Below are 17,740 nucleotides of genomic sequence, written 5' to 3'. Positions count from 1 at the left end.
ACAGGTCGATGTCACCCGTTCGGTCAGTCCGCCTGCACCCTGTTGCGGCCGGTACGTTTCGCCTGGTACAGACGCTGGTCGGCGCGGCCCATCGCCTCCGCCAGCGCGCCCGGCCCGGTGACCTCGGCCAGTCCGACACTGATCGTCACGTTCAGCCCGGGCTCGATGTTCTCCCACGGGTACGCCGCCACGCTCGCCCGCAGCAGCTCGCACTGCGCCAGCGCGTCCTCGATCCCGGAGCCGTGCAGGGCGATCAGGAACTCCTCGCCGCCGAACCGGGCCACCAGATCGGTCTCGGCGATCCGGTCCAGCAGGATCGCCGCGATCCGGCGCAGCACCTCGTCGCCGACGAAGTGCCCGTACCGGTCGTTGACCAGCTTGAACCGGTCGACGTCGGCCACCGCGACACAGACCGGCACCCCGGAGGCGATCAGCCGCGGCAGGCGCTCGTCGACCGAGCGCCGGTTCGGCAGGCCGGTCAGCGCGTCCTCGGTGGCCTGGCGCTGCCACAGCAGGTTGTCGGCGGCCAGCTCGGCGCTGCGGGCCCGGTGCAGCTCCGCCTCCAGCCGCGCGTTCTCCGCCTCCAGGCGCACGTTGTCCAGCTCGAAGTGGTGCGCCGCCATCCGGGCGCGGGCCGCGGCCACCTCGTTGTGCAGTTCCCGTTCCAGGTCGTGGAAATCCCGGTAGTGGGCCAGCGCGGCCATGAAGTCGCCGATCCGCTCGTGCGCCTCGGACAGCTCCCGGGAGATCTCCATCGCCATCGGTCTCTCGCCCGCCTGATGCGCCCGTTCCAGCGCCAGCAGCAGGCCCTCGATGGCCTCGGTGTGGTGGCCGCGCATCAGCCGGATCCGGGCCTGGTGCTGCAGCGCCGCCGACTCCAGCGAGCGGTACCCGGACCGGACCGCGATCAGCCGGGACTGCTCGACCAGGCCGGCCGCGCCGTCCAGGTCACCGGCCAGGGCCAGCAGCATCCCGTGGTTGTCGAGACTGATCGACTCCCGGTACGGGTGGTGCGCCTCCCGGGCCAGGCGCAGCGCCTCGGTCACGTAACCGATCGCGTCGACAAGCGTCCGGTCGGCGGCCTCGGTCTCGCCCCGGCCACGGAGCCGGGGGATCTCGTACACCGCGTTGTCGCTGACGTTGTTGAGAATGCAGAACCGGGCCTCGGCGTTCATCCCGTCGGCCATGTGCAGCGCCTGCATCAGATAGGTGGTGCTCAGCTCGTGCTCACCCATCCGGCCGTGCACCACGCCGGTCCGGTTGTGCACCCAGTAGAGCAGCTCCCGGTCGCCGAGGTCCTGCGCGATCTCCCGGGCGGTGGCCAGCACGTCCAGGGCCTCGTCGTGCATGCCGAGATCGATCAGCGGCATCGCCTGCAGGGTGAGCACCTCGCAGAGCCCGACCGGATCACCGAGGCTCTCCAGGGTCACCACCGCCGACCGGCAGGCCGCGATCGCCTCCTCCTGCTGCCCCACCCGCATCAGCTGGTTGGCCAGTGAACGCAGTGCGGCGGCCTCCCCCGCGGCGTCCCCGGTCGCGATGGCCAGATCCGCGGCACGGCGGGCCAGGTCGCAACCGGCCCGGTAGTCGCCGGCCAGCCGCCGTTCCTCGGCTCGCTCCAGCAGGGACTGAACCGTCAGGGTGTCACTGTCGGCCGCGTTTGCGCTGGTCAAGCCGTTCCCCCCTCACTCCGGGGCCCCGCGGCCGCCGATCGAGCTCGACGGACCATCGACCCGGCCGGTCCGGCCATGAGCACTTGTCGCGAACAGAATAGGGCGGCCCGTCATTAAGACCCGGCCGCGCCCTGCCGACTGGGCAGGCATGGGCCGTCGCGCGATCGAGGTGCTCCGCGGGCTGGTGGCCGCACTCGGCCTCGGCGTAGCCGTGGTGCATCTGACCGGACTCGGCGACACCGCCCCGCCCGTGGTCACCGCGGGCCTGACCCTCGGCGTGTACTTCGGGGCCACCCTGCTCCTGCTGCTGCGGGCGATCCTGATCCCGGCCCGGGCCACCGCCTGGGCGTGGATCGGCGCGGGGCTGTGCGCCTACTCGTCCGGGACCGCGTACTCCTGGGTCTACACCTGGGACGGCGCCGTACTGCCGTTCCCGTCCCTGTCCGACGTCGCCTGGCTGACCTTCTACCCGCTGGCGTACACCGGCATCCTGGCCTTCCTGCGGGAGCAGAACCCGCCCCGGCGGATCCTGCTGGACGGCGCGATCGCCGGGTTCGGTGGCGCGGCCGTCTTCTCCATCCTCGTCGTCGACGTGCTGATCGACCCGGCCGAGACCGGTGGCCTGGCACGCTGGATCGCGCTGGCCTACCCGCTCGGTGACGCCCTGCTGCTCGGCACGATGCTGGCCCGGATGGCGGTCGGCGTCTGGACCGGGCCGCCGAGCCTGCTGATCTCCGGCGGGTTCGGCGCCTTCATCGCCGCCGACACGGGTTACGTCATCATGATCGCCAACGGCACCTACCGGCCGGGATCCTCGATCAATCTGCTGTACGTGCTGGGCCTGGCGCTGCTGGGTCAGGCCGCCTGGGCCCAGCCCCGGATCCAGCCCGGCACCAGCGACCGCAACCCGCTCGGCATCTCGGTGGTGTTCGCGTTCGGCGCGCTGGGCGCCCTGCTCTACGGCACCCGGGCCCGGCTGTCGATTACCACGATCGTGCTGGCCGGGCTCACCCTGGCGGCGGTCGTGCTGCGGACCGTCGTCTCAATCCGGGAGCTGGAGGCGGCCGGCCACGTCCGGCACCTGGAGGCCCGCCGCGACCCGCTCACCGGGCTGGCCAACCGGCGGGCCGTGATGGAACACCTGGACGCGCTGCTGGCCCGGCCGTCGCCACCACCGGTGGCGCTGCTGCTGCTGGACCTGGACCGGTTCAAGTACGTCAACGACACCTTCGGCCACCCGGTCGGCGACCGCCTGCTGGAACTGGCGTCCCAGCGCCTGGCCGAGTGCACCCGGGCCGACGACGTGCTGGCCCGGCTGGGCGGCGACGAGTTCGTGGTGGTGCTCTCCGGCGCCCACCTGGACGAGGACACCCCGTCGCTGGTGGCCTCCCGGATCCGTGAGCGCCTGAGCGAACTGTTCCCGATCGAGGGCGCCGACATCAGCATCGACGTGAGCATCGGCATCGCCCGGCACACCGGCGGCGACGCCAACGTCCTGCTGCAGCAGGCCGACATCGCCATGTACGAGGCCAAACGGGCCGGGGGCGGGCACGCCTTCTTCAACTCCCGGCTGACTCCGCCGGTGCCGCCGATCCTGGCCGAGCGCTGACACCCGGGCGGCCAGCCGCTTTCGTCTGCCCAGCCACTCTCGTCTGCCCGCCGCTTTCGTCTGCCCAGCCGCTATCGCCGGCTCAGCCGCCCAGGATCACCAGTTCCGCCCGGCCGCTCGCGGTGCCGGTCTTCTGGACCATCATCACGTCCGGCTTCTTGTCGTCGTTCCAGTTGGTGACCAGGATGTCCAGGTGGGCGCTCGCGCCGGGGGCGGTGTCGAAGGTCGACCGGACCGTCTGCAGACCGGACGCGCCGTCCAGCACCGTCAGCTGGGTCGCGCCCGCCGTGGTGGTGGAGCGCTGGACCACCACCAGATCGGGTTTCTTGTCACCGGTCCACTCGGTGACGACGACCTGGCGGTCCGGGCTCTCCGGCTCGGACGTGACGATCGTGGGGGTCAGGTGACGCTGCAGGTTCGCGGCGCCGTCCAGCACCTGGACCTCCATCTTCTTCCCGGCCGTGCCCGCGGTCTGGATGATCACCAGGTCGGGGCGGCCGTCGCCGTTCCAGTCGGCCACACCGAACTGGTGCTTGTCGCCGGTCACCGCCGGGACCGTGCCGGTGGGCAGCAGGTAACGGCGGAACGACGACGCTCCGTCCAGGACACTGACCTGGGTCAGGCCGTCGCCGTCGGCACTGGACCGGCGGATCACCATCAGGTCGGGCTTCTTGTCGCCGTTCCAGTCGGTGAACGCGTACGCGTACGTCGCGTCGGTCGGGCCGAAGGCGGTGGCGCTGTCCAGCAGCAGGTTGGCGAACCCGCTGGCGCCGTCCATGATCCGGACCTCGGTCTTGCCGGTGACCGTGCCGGAACCCTTGACCACCGTCAGGTCCGGCTTGCCGTCGCCGTTCCAGTCGGTCAGCGCCAGCTCGTGCCGGTCGCCCAGCGGGCCCAGCTCGGCGCCCCGGACGATCAGGGCCTTCTGGAACGGGCCGGTCGGCGCGACAGGCGCGGCGGACGACGCCGAGGACGACGGCGTCGACGGGGACGCGGGGGCGGCCGACGGCTCCTGCACCGGGGAGCCCCACAGCCGGGACACGATGAGGTGGGCGTCGTGGACCTCGGGGGTGTAGGCGAGCGGGAACGCCGACACCTGCACCCGCTGGCTGATCGCGCCGATGTCACCGGCCATCCAGCGGTCACCCGGGTACTTGCGCAGCATCGCGCTGAGGAAGGCGTTGGTGGCGTAGACCGGGTCGATCAGCTGGTCGACCCGGCCCCACCCCTGCGAGGGGCGCTGCTGGAACAGACCGAGACTGTCGTGGTCCAGCGCCACGGTGTGGTTGTTCAGGGTGCTCTCGGCGATCGCGGTGGTGAGGGCGATCACCGCCGCCCGCGAACCCAGCCCCCGGGCCCGGACGGCCTCGACGACGGCACGGGCACAGGCGATGCGTGTCCCGTTGACCGCGGCCCCGAGCCGCTTGCCGTTCATCGACGGACGGACCTGGTCGGCGATCGCGCTGTCCGAGGCGGTCACCCCGCCGGCGGCACAGGGCGCGACCTTCGGCGGCGCCGCCTGTGCGGGGGCGGCCGGGTACAGCACCGCGGTGGCGAGGGCGACCGCGGACAGCACCCGCCGGCCCGAATGCTTTCCACTCAGGACTCTCACCATCGTGCTGTTCTACCTCCGCGCCGACTGTGTGCCGCATCAATGTTTCACACATCACGGTTCACCCGGAAGGCGTACCACTGGAGATCTTGACCTACCCTGGGGTCATGCGTTTCCAGCTCCTCGGGCCGGTCGAGGTGTCGGACGGCGGCGCCGTGCCACTGGGCGGCCCCAAACAGCGCACCGTGCTGGCCGCCCTGCTGCTGCACGCGAACCGGGTGGTCCAGGAGAACTCCCTCACCGACCTGACCTGGGGCGACAACCCGCCGGCCGGGGCACGCGGACAGCTGCAGCTCTACGTGTCGCGGCTGCGCAAGGCGCTCGGCGGCCGGGAGATCGCGCACCACGGCGGTGGCTACCGGATCGTGGTCGGCCCGGGTGAGCTGGATCTCACCGAATTCGACGAGGAGACCCGGCTGGCCCGCGCCGACCTGACCGCGGGCCGGGACACCGACGCGGCGAAACGGCTGCGGGCGGCGCTGGCCCTGTGGCGGGGCGCCGCGCTCGGCGGGACGAGCGGATCCCTGACCGACCGGGAGGGCCCGGCGCTGGCCGAGCGCCGGCTGACCGCGATGGAGGACCTGTTCGCGGTGGAGCTACGGCTCGGCCGGCACCAGCAGATCCTCGGCGACCTGCAACGGGCCGTCGGCGAGGAACCGTTCCGGGAGAGCTTCCAGGCGCACCTGATGACCGCGCTGCACGCCAGCGGGCACACCGAGGCGGCGCTGCGGGTGCACACCGAGGTCCGGGAACGACTGAGCACCGAACTGGGCCTGGACCCGGGCCGGCTGGTCCAGGGCGCGCACCAGCGGATCCTGCAGGGCGAGGTACACGACACCCGGCCCGCGCAGCTGCCCGCCGACATCCACGGCTTCGCCGGGCGGCAGGCCGAGATGCGGCTGCTGGACGCCGCCGCCGACCGGCCGCTGATCGTGATCTCGGGCATGGCCGGGGTCGGCAAGACCTCCCTGGCGGTGCACTGGGCGACCACCGTGGCGGACCGGTTCCCGGACGGGATCCTGCACGTCAACCTGCGCGGCTACGACCCGGGCGGCGCGGGCACCACACCCGCCGAGGCGATCCGCGGGTTCCTGGAGGCGTTCGACGTCCCGCCGCAGAGCATCCCGGTCACCCCGGCCGCCCAGATCGGCCTCTACCGGCGGCTGGTGGCGGGCAAACGGCTGCTGGTGCTGCTCGACAACGCCCGCGACCCCGACGACGTCCGGCCGCTGCTGCCCAACTCCCCCGGCTGCCTGGCCGTGGTGACCAGCCGGCACGTGCTGTCCGCGCTGGTGGTGACGGACGGCGCGTACCCGCTGCCGGTGGACCCGCTGAGCGCCACCGAATCCCGGCAGCTGCTGGCGGCCCGGCTCGGCGCGGACCAGGTGGCGGCCGAACCGTCGCCGGTGGACGAGATCATCGACCGGTGCGCCGGGCTGCCGCTGGCGATGACCCTGGTCGCGACACGAGCCGCGGTGAACCGGCGGTTCACCCTGGCCGCCGTGGCCGGTGAGCTGCGGGCCGGGGCGGATCCGCTGGACGCGCTGTCCAGTGTCGACCGCAGTATCGACGTACGCATGGTGTTCTCCTGGTCCTTCGACGGTCTGTCGGAGGACGCGGCGGCACTGTTCCGGCTGCTCGGGCTGCACTGCGGGCCGGATGTCACGGCGTCCGCGGCGGCGGCGATGATGGGGGTGCCGGTGCGCCGGGCCGGTGAGCTGTTCGCCGAACTCGCCGACGCGAACCTGGTCGTCGAGCACGTGACCGGCCGGTTCACCATGCACGATCTCCTACGCGCGTACGCCGGTGGGCGCCTGCCCGACGACGCCGGGCCGCCTCTGCGCCGGGTTCTGGACTACTACCTGCACAGCGCGTACGCCGCCGACGGCATGCTCTACCCGCACCGCGACGAGGCCGAACTGCCCGCGCTGGTGGACGGGGTCACGCCCGAGACGTTCGCCGGCGACCGGGACGCGGCCGCGTGGCTGACCGCGGAACGGCCCGTGCTGCTCGCCGCGGTCGATCAGGCGCTCGGCTCCGGGTTCCCCGCGCACGCGTTCCGGCTGGCGCTGGCCCTGGTCACGTTCCTGGACCGGCACGGCTGGTGGGACGAGGAGGTCGCCGCGCTGGAACAGGCCCTGGCGGCGGCCGGTGAGCTGGACGACCCGGTGCGGCAGAGCCATGCGATGCGGGTGCTCGGTACGGCGTACGCCCGGCTGGGTCGTTATGACCGGGCCGCGGAGTTGGCCGGCGAGGCCCTGGCCCTGTCCGAGCGCAACGACGACCTGATCGGCCGGGCCCGCGCGCACCGGGACCTGGCGATGCTGTGCTGGCGGGCCGGGCGGGGCGCGGAGACCCTGCACCACCTGCGTGAGGTCCTCGACCTGTCGGTGACGGCCGGGCTGCGGGCCGGGCCGGCGTTCGCGCTGTACCTGTTCGCCTGCGTGCACTATCTGACCGGCGAGCACGAGCGGGCGCTGGAGGTGTGCCGGGCGGCGGTGGCGTCCTACCGGGTGATCGGGGACCGGATCGGGGAAGCGGTCGCGTGGGTCGGCTGCGGTCTGATCAACGCCGCCCTGGGCCGCGACCGGGCGGCGGTGACCTGCCACGAGACGGCGCTCACGCTGCGCCGGGAAACCGGCGAGCGCCTGCTGGTGGCGGAGAGCCTGGTGTCGATCGGCGCCACGCACGCCGCCGCGGACCGCCCCGCCGACGCCCGGTCCGCCTGGCAGGACGCCCACCGCATCCTCAGCGAACTCGACCACCCAGACCAGGCCCACGTGGCCGCCCTGCTGGACCGCACCGGCTCTCCATAGGGCCGTCCCCTTACGGATAACCGAACGTGGGACGGTACGGGTGCCTCGATTGCGGTCCCCTCCGGCGCTGGGAAAGATGATTCCCATGAGTCCGGTCAGCAGAGGCAGAAAGAAGTCGAAGTCGCGAAACCGCGGCGGTCAGCGGGTGCTGCGGGCGGTCGCGCCGGTGCCCGAGATCTGCGACTGCCCGAGCTGTTCGGGCGAGAGCCCCGACGTGTCCGTCATCGTCGACGATCTCCTGCTCGACGGGGCCGACCTGCTCGGCGAGACGGAGCCGATCGAGGCCGAGCTGTTCGCCGCGGCCCTGCTGGGCGTCGGCGACCTGTCGGCCGAGGGCATCACCGACGTGCTGGTCGACGACTTCGTTCCGCTGCTCGAGAACGCCGGCACCCCGGAGGCGGTCGCCGTGCTGCTGTCCCTCGGCGCGGTGTCCGGGCGGCCGGAGGCCGGAGCCGCCGCCGGGCGCCTGACCGGCCGCGGAGTGCCGGCGCCGGCCTGGGCAGACGAGTTGCGCGAGCCGGTCCGCCCCGGTGACCTGCTGCGATTCACCGACGACGAGGAGGCCCGGTCGATCCTGGTCGGCGTCTTCGAGCGGGCCGGGCAGTCACACGGTTTCGCCGTCACCGTCGATCACGAGGACTGTCACGCCGCAACCGCCATCCTCCTGTTCCCCGGCGAGGTCAAGGAGCAGGTCACCGACACGATCCGGGCCGCGGCCCGGGCCGGCGACGTGGCCCTGAGCAGCGAAATCCTGGCGCCGGCCGAGTTCCGGTGGCTGGCCGAGCAGGCGCTGGGCGCCCGCGCCGACCACGACGCCGAGATCGACGACCCGGAGCAGCCGGCGGACGACACCGGCGACAGCGGGCCCGGGTACCACACCTCGGCCGCGTTGTTGCGCTCCCGCCTGCGGTCCCTTCCGGAGCCGGACCGCGAGCCCGCGCCACACGGCGACGAGCCGTTCTCCCCGGAGGACATCGAGATCTTCGCCCGGATCGTCGAGGATGGCCGCCGGACCGAGGCGCGTGCCGCCCGGCGGCGGGCCACCGCCGGGCCGAAACTGCCCGCCAAGCGGAAGATGTCGGACGGGCCGGCACCGATCCTGCAGCTCAAGGTGTCGCTGCTCGGGGCGAGACCACCGATCTGGCGACGTCTCGAGGTCCCGGCCGACACCAGCCTCGCCGTGCTGCACGAGAACCTGCAGGCCGCGTTCGGCTGGGACGACAGTCACCTGCACGCCTTCGAGACCGGTCACGGCGCCTTCGCGCGGTCGGCCGACCCGGATCTGGGTCACCGCCCGGAGAAACCGGTCACCCTCAAACAGGTCGCTCCACAAGCCGGCGCCCGGCTCCTCTACCGGTACGACTTCGGCGACGACTGGAGGCACCAGATCCTGGTGGAGAAGGTCCTCGACCGCCAGGATCTCCCCTATCCACGATGCACCGGCGGCCGGCGCGCCGCTCCGTTCGAGGACTGTGGTGGCATCTGGGGCTACCAGGAGCTCGTCGACGTCCTGGCCGACCCCGACCACCCCGACCACGCGGACCAGCTCGACTGGCTGGGCCTCGACTCGGCCGCCGACTTCGACCCGGCCCACTTCGAAGCCGCCGAGATCACCCGCCGGTTGACCGCTCAGCGATGACCGCCTCTCGGGTCACGCCGCAGCCTCGTCGGACCCGCCGGTCAGGGCTCCTCCTGGGTGGTGGGATGAGGTTCGGTGCGGGAGCGGGCCTGGGTCAGGGCTCTGCGTACCAGGATCTTCAGGGCGTTGCGGCGGGACAGGCGGTGGTCGTGGCCGGTCAGTGGCAAGTCGGCATCGGTGTGGGCCGCGGTTTCGGCGGCTTCGGTTATCGCCGCGTCGCACAGGGGGTTGCCCCGGAGGACACGTTCGGCCGCGCCGGCTCGGATCGGGCGGGGGCCCGCGTTCATCAGGCCTATCGCGGCCGTGGCCACCCGGCCCGCGGAGAGCGTCACCACGGCCAGGGCACCCGCCTGGGGGAAGATCGTGAAGCGGCGGTCCTCGGCGTAACCGACGCCGGCGCCGGTCGGCAGCGTCGGCAGGATCGCTTCGGCCAGCAGTTCCTCCGGGCGGCGGACGGTGGTGAACGGGCCGGTGAAGAACTGGTCGGCCGGCACGGTGCGGGAGCCGTCCGGGCCGGTCAGGCGCAGGCTGGCGCCGACCGTCACCACCAGGGCCGGCCACTCGGCGGCCGGATTGGCGTAGGCGAGACTGCCGATCATCGTGCCCCGGGCCCGGATCGGTGGATGCCCCAGATGGTGCACCATCAGCCGCATCAGGTCGCCGAGCGGGCCGTCCACCCGGCCCGATTCGAAAGCCCGGTGCCGCACGAGTGGGCCCACCCGCAGTGTCCCGTCGCTCTGGCGAAGAGTGGCCAGGCCCGCCACCTGGTTGATGTCGACCAGACGGCGCACCAGCAGGTCCGAGCGGCCCAGCTCGGCGGCCAGGCTCTGACCGCCGGCCAGCACCGCGGTGGAACCGTCGGCCAGCGCCGACAACACGTCGCCGACGGTACGCGCGGCGAGGTATTCGACCGTCCCGGGCATCACCGTTCGCCTCCACCTGACCCACCGGATCCAGGGATACCTCGGATCGACTCGATGATGAGCCGACGGACGACCCATTGTCAGCCGGTCGAGCCCCCGAGCGGGAGAGGGCGTCATCCGCACGGGTTAACCACGGCACCCCCGCAACGGCCGGGACCTCAGCGACCGCGATGAACGTGTTCACATAGTTCGTGCTGTGCATGCCGATCATGGTGCACGCCGCGGCGGGGGCGGGTCTGGAAGAAAACGACACCGAGAAGAACGACACCGGGAAGAACGGCACCACGGAGTACGGCACGGCGCGGGCGATCGCGCCGGGCGACCGGTCCGGGGTGCTGCATCCGGAGAACCTGGTCCGGTACGCGGCGACCATGCATCCCTTGACCGGCAGGCAACTGCTGGCGAACGAGGCGATAGACGAGATCACCCGGGCCTTCGCCGGAACCGCGCGGCCCGACGGGGATCCCGCGGCGGCAACAGAGGCGTGAGCGGCGAGGGCGAGGGCGAGGGCGAGGGCTGGAGCGAAGGCGAGGGCGAGGGCTGGAGCGAAGGCGAGGGCGAGGGCGAGGGCTGCGGAGTGTGCAGCGGGCGTTGCGGGAGACGGTGGGGCACGGGCCGGCCTGGAACCGGCGGTGGATTCGGCTGCAGGAGGCGGCCCGGCAGTTCGCGGTCGACGGGGAAGGGCGGGCCGCGGACATCGCGGCTCGGCTCGGGTACGCCGATCAGTCCCACCTGGTCAACGGGTTCCGGGCCGCCACCGGGCCGCCACCGGGCTGACGCCGGGTGAGTATGTCCGGGCACTACGACAGCAGAACCAGGCGTGGTGATTTCCGGTGCGATTCGCACCGGAAATCACCACGCCGGCGGGGTCCGGACGGCCGGAACACCACGTCCGGGCGTCAGGCGGAAGCCGGGGTCAGGACTGGCGGAACAGCCGGCTCGCCCAGTCCGACGACACCGAGCAGCGTGACACCGCGAGCAGGTGGTCGCTGGAAGCCGCGGTCAGGACTGGCCGGACTCCACGTTCAGGTGGTGGGTGGAGGCCGGGGTCAGGACTGGCCGGACACCACGTTCAGGTGGTGGGTGGAGGCCGGGGTCAGGACTGGTGGAACACCACGTGCAGGTGGTGGGTGGAGGCGGGTAGGCGGTACTGGGGCAGGACGCCCTGTCCGCAGGATGCGGTGCCCACGCCGGCCACCGCCGCGTCCACCGAGATCCAGGTTTCGGTGGCGGGTGGCAGTTCGTGGTCGTGGGCGGTGGCCGCGATCACCTCGCGGGACCAGGGGCGGATCGTGACCGGCACGTCCACGCCGGTGATCCGCAGCCCGGTGCCGGCCAGGTCCACGGTGGCGTCGTCGATGCGGCGGGCGCCGTGTTCCTGCGGGCGGACGGTCCGGACCGCGAACTCGTCCCGGTCCGCGCTCCATGATCCGTATCGGGCGCCCTGGCCGGTGTCGGGGTACTGCGGGCCGGGCCCGTGCCCGGTCCAGTCGACCCGGGACGTCGGGCGGTCCAGGCGGATGTCGACACCGGCGCGGGCCCAGTCGCAGGGCCACGCCCCGTACGGCTCGATGGTCAGGTCCAGGGCCAGGGCGGTGCCGTCGCTGGTCCAGCGCCAGGTGACGTCCACGCCGGCGTCGATGATCGGCGGGCCGCTGCGGGTCCGGACGATCAGGGTGTCGCCGTCGGTGGTGAGGTCGACGAGCCGGGTGCGCATGTCGTGCAGGCGGGCGGCGGCCCACCTGTCGGCCACCGGCGGCAGGTTCGTCTCGTCCCAGCCGATGCCGCGATCGTTCTCGGTCGGCGCCCGCCACAGGCTGATCGCCACGTCGTGCAGGTCCAGGTCACCGAGCCGGACCGGCATTCCGGTGGCCTGATCAAAAACAGCCGGGCCCAGAGTGACGCCGGACGAGATAACGCCGGACGGGGTGACGCCGGACGGGGTGACGCCGGACGGGGTGACGCCGGACGGGGTGACGGTGCCGGTCAGGGCCGGCCGGGTGCGGGACGGCAGGTGCTGGCCCCAGGCCACCTCGTGGCCGTGGTCACGGTGGCGGAGGGTGAGCGTCACGGTCGAGGCCGGATCGAACGGCAGCGGTACGGTCACCGCGGTGCCCGCCTCCACCTTCGGCAGCGCGAGCGCCGACGCGGTGCCGTCCACGGTCAGTTCGGCGTCCAGGTGGGACAGGTCCAGGCCGTGGTAACGGTTGACGATCGTCAGTTCACCGGGCGCCAGGACGACGGTGATCGGGGCGTACACCCGGGCCAGGTCCTTGAGGGCCGGGCCGGGGGTCTTGTCCGCGTGCACCAGGCCGTCGACGACGAAGCTGCCGTCGTGCACCTTCTCGCCGAAGTCACCGCCGTACAGCGAGATGGTGCGGCCGTCGGAGGTGACCCCGCCGTGCAGGGCGTGTTCCACCCACTCCCAGATGAAGCCGCCGGCCAGCCGCGGGTACTTGTGGAACAGGTCCTGGTACTCGGTCAGGCCGCCGGGGCCGTTGCCCATCGCGTGCGCGTACTCGCACAGCACGAACGGCAGGTTGCGCGGTGACGGGGCGCTGCCGGAGCCGAGGCGTTCCACCTCGTCGGTCATCGCGTACATCCGGGAGTACATGTCGGTGTAGATCGAGCGCCGGTCGCCCTCGTAGTGGACCAGGCGTTCCGGGTCGCGGGACTTGGCCCACACCGCGATGGCGTCCAGGTTCGCGCCGGTGCCGGACTCGTTGCCGAGCGACCAGAACAGCACGCTGGCGTGGTTCTTGTCGCGTTCCACGGTGCGGGTCATCCGGTCGGCGTAGGCGTCGGCCCACATCGGGTCGTCGCTGGGGTTGCCGCGCCAGCCGTTGAGTTCGAAGCCGTGCGTCTCCAGGTCGTTCTCGACCATCACGTAGAAGCCGAGTTCGTCGGTGAGGTCGAGGAACGCGGCGTTCGGCGGGTAGTGCGAGGTCCGGACCGCGTTGATGTTGTGTTCCCGCATCAGCAGCAGCTCGGCGCGGGCGGTCGCCAGGTCGACGGCCCGGCCCCGGTGCGGGTCGTGTTCGTGCCGGTTGACGCCGCGCAGCAGCAGCGGGGCGCCGTTGAGCAGCAGCACGCCGTCCTCGACGTGCACGGTCCGGAATCCGATGCGCAGGTCGGCGGATTCCGTGGCGGTCTGTACTTTCAGATCGTACAAAACAGGCGTTTCGGCGGTCCAGGGTGAGACGGACCGGAAGTGATGGGTCTCCCCCGGCACCAGATCGCCGAAGGCCGGCGAGGTCACCGTGGCGGGAGAGGCCGACGAGACCTCGACCCGCAGCGTGCCGGAGCCGTCCCGGTGGTCGTAGGACGTGTGCACGAACACGTCACCGAGCCCCCCGGAGGGGCGGGCCAGCAGGGTCACGCTGCGGAAGATGCCGGGCATCCACCACATGTCCTGATCTTCGAGGTAGCTGTGCGCCGACCACTGGGCAAGACGGACGAACAACACATTCTTGCCGGTACGCAGGACGCTCGACACGTCGAACTCGGTGGTCAGCCGGCTGCCGCGCAGCGTGCCGAGCTCCACGTCGTTGAGCCACACCGTGGCGGCGCCGTCCACCCCTTCGAACCGCAGCACCGACGGGTGGGCGAGCACCGCCGCGTCGGCCTCGAACTCGAGACGGTGGTCGGCGACCGGGTTGTCGTCCGGCGGGTGGGGCGGGTCGACGGCGAACGGGTAGGCCAGGTTGGCGTAGATCGGCGTGCCGTGGCCCTGCAACGGCAGGTGCCCGGGCACCTCGACCGGCGACCAGTCGCCCTGCTCGGTCAGGTGCCGGGGGCTGGGGTACCGGCGGACCTGCCAGGTGCCGTCCAGCGACTGCCGGGGCGCGTCGGTGTCCAGGTGGGCGCGGGCGGGCAGGCCGCCCCGTCCGGGCTGCGGGGAGGCCAGGTCGGCGAGGAACGATGTCACGGGTACGGAGTCTTCCTTGATCAAAGTCGGTCAGCGAGCACGAGGGCCCCCTCGACCGGAGGCGCCGTGAGGATCCGCAGCGTCAGGTCGGGGGCGTGCACACTCAGCCGGGCGGTGAGACGGGACTGCAGTTCGGTCTGGGCGGTGAGCACGCCACCGGCACCTACCACGGTATCGCCGCGAGCGCCCCGGCGGCGCAGTGCGGCCAGGTTCCGGGCCAGGACGTCGGCGGCTTCGTCGAGCACCGCGGCGGCGACGGCCGACCCCCGGCCCAGCGCGTCGAAGATCAGCGGAGCGTGGCGTCCCCACTGGTAGGGGTCGTCGGCGGAGACCGCGACGGCCAGTTCCGCGGTATCGGCGACGCGGTAGACGTCGCAGAGCAGGGCCACCGCCGGGTCGGCCAGCGCGGTGGCCGGGCGGTCCGAGTCGGCGAGCCGCAGACCGGCCCGGACGGTCTCCCGGACCAGGGCCGAGGCGCTGCCGGTGTCGCCGAGCAGCGAGCCGTGGCCGTCCGCGGTGAGCAGGGTTCCGGCGGCGTCGGTGCCGAGTGCGATGGCACCGGTACCGACGATCAGTTTCAGACACTCGTCGAGCCCGGCGGCCGGGCCGAGCAGCTCCGCGTCGTTGACTACGCGCACGCTGCCGGGCAGCCGCCGGGTCAGCTCGTCGACGGCGACGGCGCGCTGCTCCTCGGTGTCCAGATCGTGCAGGCCGAGCGCGATCCGGTACGGGCCGGGCACGGTCGTGGTGATCAACTCGACCAGCCGGGTGAGGTTGCCGGGGTCCTCGAAGAGCCGGCCGCGCCGCCAGTCCGCGGAGGGGACGAGCACGTCGCGGCGGGTGCCGCCCTCGACGACGGCGATGTGGGTCTTGGTACCGCCGACGTCGACACCGACGGTGATCTTCTCAGGCAACGCGCCGCCCCTCATGTGTTGATCTTCAAGGAACGGTATACCCGCTCGACCGGTATCGATCCGGACCCGACAAACGCTGGCACGGACGCGGCCGGAGGTGAGACAGTGCCATTGCACCAAGATCATGAGCGAGGAGAGCCGCACCCATGACCCAGGCCCGACTGACCCTGCACCCGGCGTTCCGGATCGGCGCGGTCGACCGCCGTCTGTTCGGCGGTTTCGTCGAGCACCTGGGCCGGCACGTCTACGACGGCATCCACGAGCCCGGCCACCCCAGCGCCGGCCCGGACGGTTTCCGCCGTGACGTGGTCGAGCTGGTCAAGGAGCTCGGCGTCACCACGATCCGCTACCCCGGCGGCAACTTCGTCTCCGGCTACCGCTGGGAGGACGGCGTCGGCCCGGTCGAGGACCGGCCGCGCCGCCTCGACCTGGCCTGGCACGTGACCGAGACCAACCAGGTCGGCCTGCACGAGTTCCAGACCTGGCTGGACCTGGTCGGCAGCGAGCTGATGCTGGCGGTCAACCTGGGCACCCGCGGCGTCGCCGAGGCGACCGCCCTGGTCGAGTACGCCAACGTGCCGTCCGGCACCGCCCGCAGCGACCAGCGCCGGGCCAACGGCCGCGAGGAGCCGTTCGGGGTGACCATGTGGTGCCTCGGCAACGAGATGGACGGCGACTGGCAGCTCGGCCACCTCAGCGCCGAGGACTACGGCAAACTCGCGTCCCGCAGCGCCAAGGCGATGCGGATGGTCGACAACCGGCTCCAGCTGGTCGTCTGCGGTTCCTCCAACCGCGACATGCCCACCTTCGGTACGTGGGAGCGAACCGTCCTGGAACACACCTGGGACGACGTCGACTACATCTCCTGCCACGCCTACTACCAGGAGTACGACGGCGACCTGGCGAGTTTCCTGGCCTCCGGCGTCGACATGGAGCGGTTCATCGCGTCGGTGGCGGCCACCATCGACCACGTGGCGGCGGTCAAACGCTCCGACAGGCAGATCAAGATCTCCTTCGACGAGTGGAACGTCTGGTACTTCACCCGCTGGAACGAGGTCGAGGGCACGTTCCCGATCGACGAGTGGCCGGTCGCGCCGCGCCAGCTGGAGGACGTCTACCACGTGGCCGACGCGGTCACCGTCGGCGGCCTGCTGATCACCCTGCTCAACAACGCCGACCGGGTGACCACGGCGTCGCTGGCCCAGCTGGTGAACGTGATCGCCCCGATCATGACCGAGCCGGGCGGACCGGCGTGGCGGCAGACCACGTTCTACCCGTTCTCGATCACCGCGGCGGCGGCCCACGGCACCGCCCTGAAGGTGTCCCTGGACGCGGGCACGATCACCACCGCGAAGTACGGCGAGGTGCCCGCGGTCGCGGCCGCCGCCACCACCGACGGCTCGTCGATCCAGCTGTTCCTGCAGAACCGCTCCACCACCGACGCCACCACGGTGACCATCGACCTGTCCGCCTTCGGCGAGTTCACCACGGCCACCGCGACCGGTATCTGGGACGAGGACCCCTACGCCGCGAACACCCTGGCCGACCCGGACCGGGTGAAGCCCCGCACCAACGACACGGTGAAGCTGACCGACGGCGTCCTGACCCTCGACCTGCCCGCGATCTCCTGGACCGCGGTCACCATCGCCTGACCCGGGACGAAGCCGGGCACCGAAACGAAGCCGGCCGAGGCTGAGCCGGCCGAGGCTGAGCCGGCCGAGGCTGAGCCGGCCGAGGCTGAGCCGGCCGAGGTGATGCCCGGCACCGTCAGGAGGTCACCTGGGCCAGGAGGCCGTTCATGGCCACCTCGCCGGCCGGTGGGCGGGGCTGGGGAGCGGCCTCCGGCCACCACCGGGACACCGAGCGGATGCCGGGTGGGAGCAGGGTCAGGCGTGGGTGGTCGAAGATCGCGGCGAACTCGCCGGCGTTGCGGATCTTGGACTGGGTGTCGGACACCGCCCGCAAGGCCGCGGCCTGCTCCGGGGACATGTGCTCGTCCGTGCCGTGCGACGCCACCACCCAGCTGCCCGGCGGGAGCGCGTCGACCAGGGTGGCGACGATCTCCCGCGGGTGGTCGTCGTCGCGCAGGAAGTGGACCACGGCGACCAGCAGCAGGCCGACCGGCCGGGAGAGGTCGAGGGTGTCCCGGACGGCCGCGTCGGCCAGGATCCCGGCCGGATCGCGCAGGTCGGCACCGAGACCGACCACGCCGTCCCCCGCGATCAGGTCCCGGGTGTGCGCCACCACCAGCGGGTCGTTGTCGACGTAGACGACCCGGGCGGACGGGTCGGCGGCCCGCGCCAGCTCGTGGGTGTTCGGCGAGGTGGGGATGCCGCTGCCGATGTCCAGGAACTGGCGGATGCCGGCGCCGGCCAGGTGACGGACCGCCCGGTGCATGAACCAGCGGTTCTCCTGGACGGCCAGCCGGGCCGCGGGCATCCGCTTCTCGATCTCGGCGGCGGAGGCACGGTCGGCCGCGAAGTTGGCGGTGCCACCCAGCCAGTAGTCGTAGCGGCGGGCGGTGTGCGCCACGCTGGTGTCGATGCTCGGATCCACCTGCCCAGCCTAAGCTCCGATGTGGACGTCGGGAAGTGATCAGAATCGGCCTCGCGACCGGAACCTAGAG

General features: G+C 72.2%; 12 protein-coding genes. 6 read left to right on the top strand and 6 right to left on the bottom strand.

Going from position 1 to position 17,740, the window contains the following annotated elements:
* Positions 1–23: 23 nt before the first annotated feature.
* Positions 24–1,673: a GGDEF domain-containing protein gene (locus tag Aco03nite_RS25890; protein WP_203798740.1), complete on the bottom strand. Its 1,650-nt coding sequence runs from the start codon at positions 1,671–1,673 to the stop codon at positions 24–26.
* A gap of 148 nt (positions 1,674–1,821) precedes the next feature.
* On the opposite strand from Aco03nite_RS25890, the gene Aco03nite_RS25885 reads away from it, so the two are divergent.
* A complete protein-coding gene (locus Aco03nite_RS25885; RefSeq protein ID WP_203798738.1) occupies positions 1,822–3,282 on the top strand; it encodes a GGDEF domain-containing protein in 1,461 nt (486 codons plus the stop codon).
* A gap of 82 nt (positions 3,283–3,364) precedes the next feature.
* On the opposite strand, the gene Aco03nite_RS25880 is transcribed toward Aco03nite_RS25885, so the two are convergent.
* Positions 3,365–4,897: an FG-GAP repeat domain-containing protein gene (locus Aco03nite_RS25880; protein ID WP_239145428.1), complete on the bottom strand. Its 1,533-nt coding sequence runs from the start codon at positions 4,895–4,897 to the stop codon at positions 3,365–3,367.
* Between the two features lie 104 nt (positions 4,898–5,001).
* Between Aco03nite_RS25880 and Aco03nite_RS25875 the strand changes: the two genes are divergently transcribed.
* On the top strand, positions 5,002–7,710 hold the full coding sequence (locus tag Aco03nite_RS25875; RefSeq protein ID WP_203798737.1) for an AfsR/SARP family transcriptional regulator: 2,709 nt from the start codon (positions 5,002–5,004) through the stop codon (positions 7,708–7,710).
* Positions 7,711–7,795: 85 nt separating this feature from the next.
* Positions 7,796–9,349 (top strand): plasmid pRiA4b ORF-3 family protein, encoded by a 1,554-nt coding sequence (locus Aco03nite_RS25870; protein WP_203798735.1) that lies wholly within the window; start codon positions 7,796–7,798, stop codon positions 9,347–9,349.
* Between the two features lie 41 nt (positions 9,350–9,390).
* Here the strand turns inward: Aco03nite_RS25870 and Aco03nite_RS25865 are convergent, their stop codons facing one another.
* Positions 9,391–10,272 (bottom strand): FAD binding domain-containing protein, encoded by an 882-nt coding sequence (locus Aco03nite_RS25865; protein WP_203798734.1) that lies wholly within the window; start codon positions 10,270–10,272, stop codon positions 9,391–9,393.
* Positions 10,273–10,472: 200 nt separating this feature from the next.
* On the opposite strand from Aco03nite_RS25865, the gene Aco03nite_RS25860 reads away from it, so the two are divergent.
* The gene (locus tag Aco03nite_RS25860) at positions 10,473–10,760 is read left to right on the top strand and encodes a hypothetical protein (RefSeq protein WP_203798733.1); all 288 of its coding nucleotides are present in this window, start codon (positions 10,473–10,475) and stop codon (positions 10,758–10,760) included.
* A gap of 91 nt (positions 10,761–10,851) precedes the next feature.
* Positions 10,852–11,049, top strand: a complete 198-nt coding sequence (locus Aco03nite_RS25855; protein WP_203798732.1) for a helix-turn-helix domain-containing protein — start codon at positions 10,852–10,854, stop codon at positions 11,047–11,049.
* Positions 11,050–11,368: 319 nt separating this feature from the next.
* On the opposite strand, the gene Aco03nite_RS25850 is transcribed toward Aco03nite_RS25855, so the two are convergent.
* Complete coding sequence (locus tag Aco03nite_RS25850; RefSeq protein WP_203798731.1) at positions 11,369–14,200, bottom strand: glycoside hydrolase family 2 TIM barrel-domain containing protein; 2,832 nt, start codon at positions 14,198–14,200, stop codon at positions 11,369–11,371.
* Between the two features lie 20 nt (positions 14,201–14,220).
* Positions 14,221–15,114 (bottom strand): N-acetylglucosamine kinase, encoded by an 894-nt coding sequence (locus Aco03nite_RS25845; protein ID WP_203798730.1) that lies wholly within the window; start codon positions 15,112–15,114, stop codon positions 14,221–14,223.
* 146 nt (positions 15,115–15,260) lie between these two features.
* On the opposite strand from Aco03nite_RS25845, the gene arfA reads away from it, so the two are divergent.
* Complete coding sequence (gene arfA, locus Aco03nite_RS25840; RefSeq protein WP_203798728.1) at positions 15,261–16,766, top strand: arabinosylfuranosidase ArfA; 1,506 nt, start codon at positions 15,261–15,263, stop codon at positions 16,764–16,766.
* A gap of 115 nt (positions 16,767–16,881) precedes the next feature.
* On the opposite strand, the gene Aco03nite_RS25835 is transcribed toward arfA, so the two are convergent.
* Entirely contained in the window at positions 16,882–17,670 is a 789-nt protein-coding gene (locus Aco03nite_RS25835) for an SAM-dependent methyltransferase (protein ID WP_203798726.1), read from the bottom strand.
* Positions 17,671–17,740: the final 70 nt, after the last annotated feature.

The organism is Actinoplanes couchii, from assembly GCF_016862075.1.
GTDB lineage: Bacteria > Actinomycetota > Actinomycetes > Mycobacteriales > Micromonosporaceae > Actinoplanes > Actinoplanes couchii.
The sequence above is the reverse complement of the archived record's forward strand: the minus strand, read 5'-3'. Positions and strand labels throughout refer to the sequence as shown.

Coding starts and splice junctions, on each gene's coding strand:
- Aco03nite_RS25880 (WP_239145428.1), bottom strand. CDS start 4,897: ATGGTGAGAGTCCTGAGTGGAAAGCATTCGGGCCGGCGGGTGCTGTCC.
- arfA (WP_203798728.1), top strand. CDS start 15,261: ATGACCCAGGCCCGACTGACCCTGCACCCGGCGTTCCGGATCGGCGCG.
- Aco03nite_RS25870 (WP_203798735.1), top strand. CDS start 7,796: ATGAGTCCGGTCAGCAGAGGCAGAAAGAAGTCGAAGTCGCGAAACCGC.
- Aco03nite_RS25885 (WP_203798738.1), top strand. CDS start 1,822: ATGGGCCGTCGCGCGATCGAGGTGCTCCGCGGGCTGGTGGCCGCACTC.
- Aco03nite_RS25865 (WP_203798734.1), bottom strand. CDS start 10,272: ATGCCCGGGACGGTCGAATACCTCGCCGCGCGTACCGTCGGCGACGTG.
- Aco03nite_RS25860 (WP_203798733.1), top strand. CDS start 10,473: ATGCCGATCATGGTGCACGCCGCGGCGGGGGCGGGTCTGGAAGAAAAC.
- Aco03nite_RS25875 (WP_203798737.1), top strand. CDS start 5,002: ATGCGTTTCCAGCTCCTCGGGCCGGTCGAGGTGTCGGACGGCGGCGCC.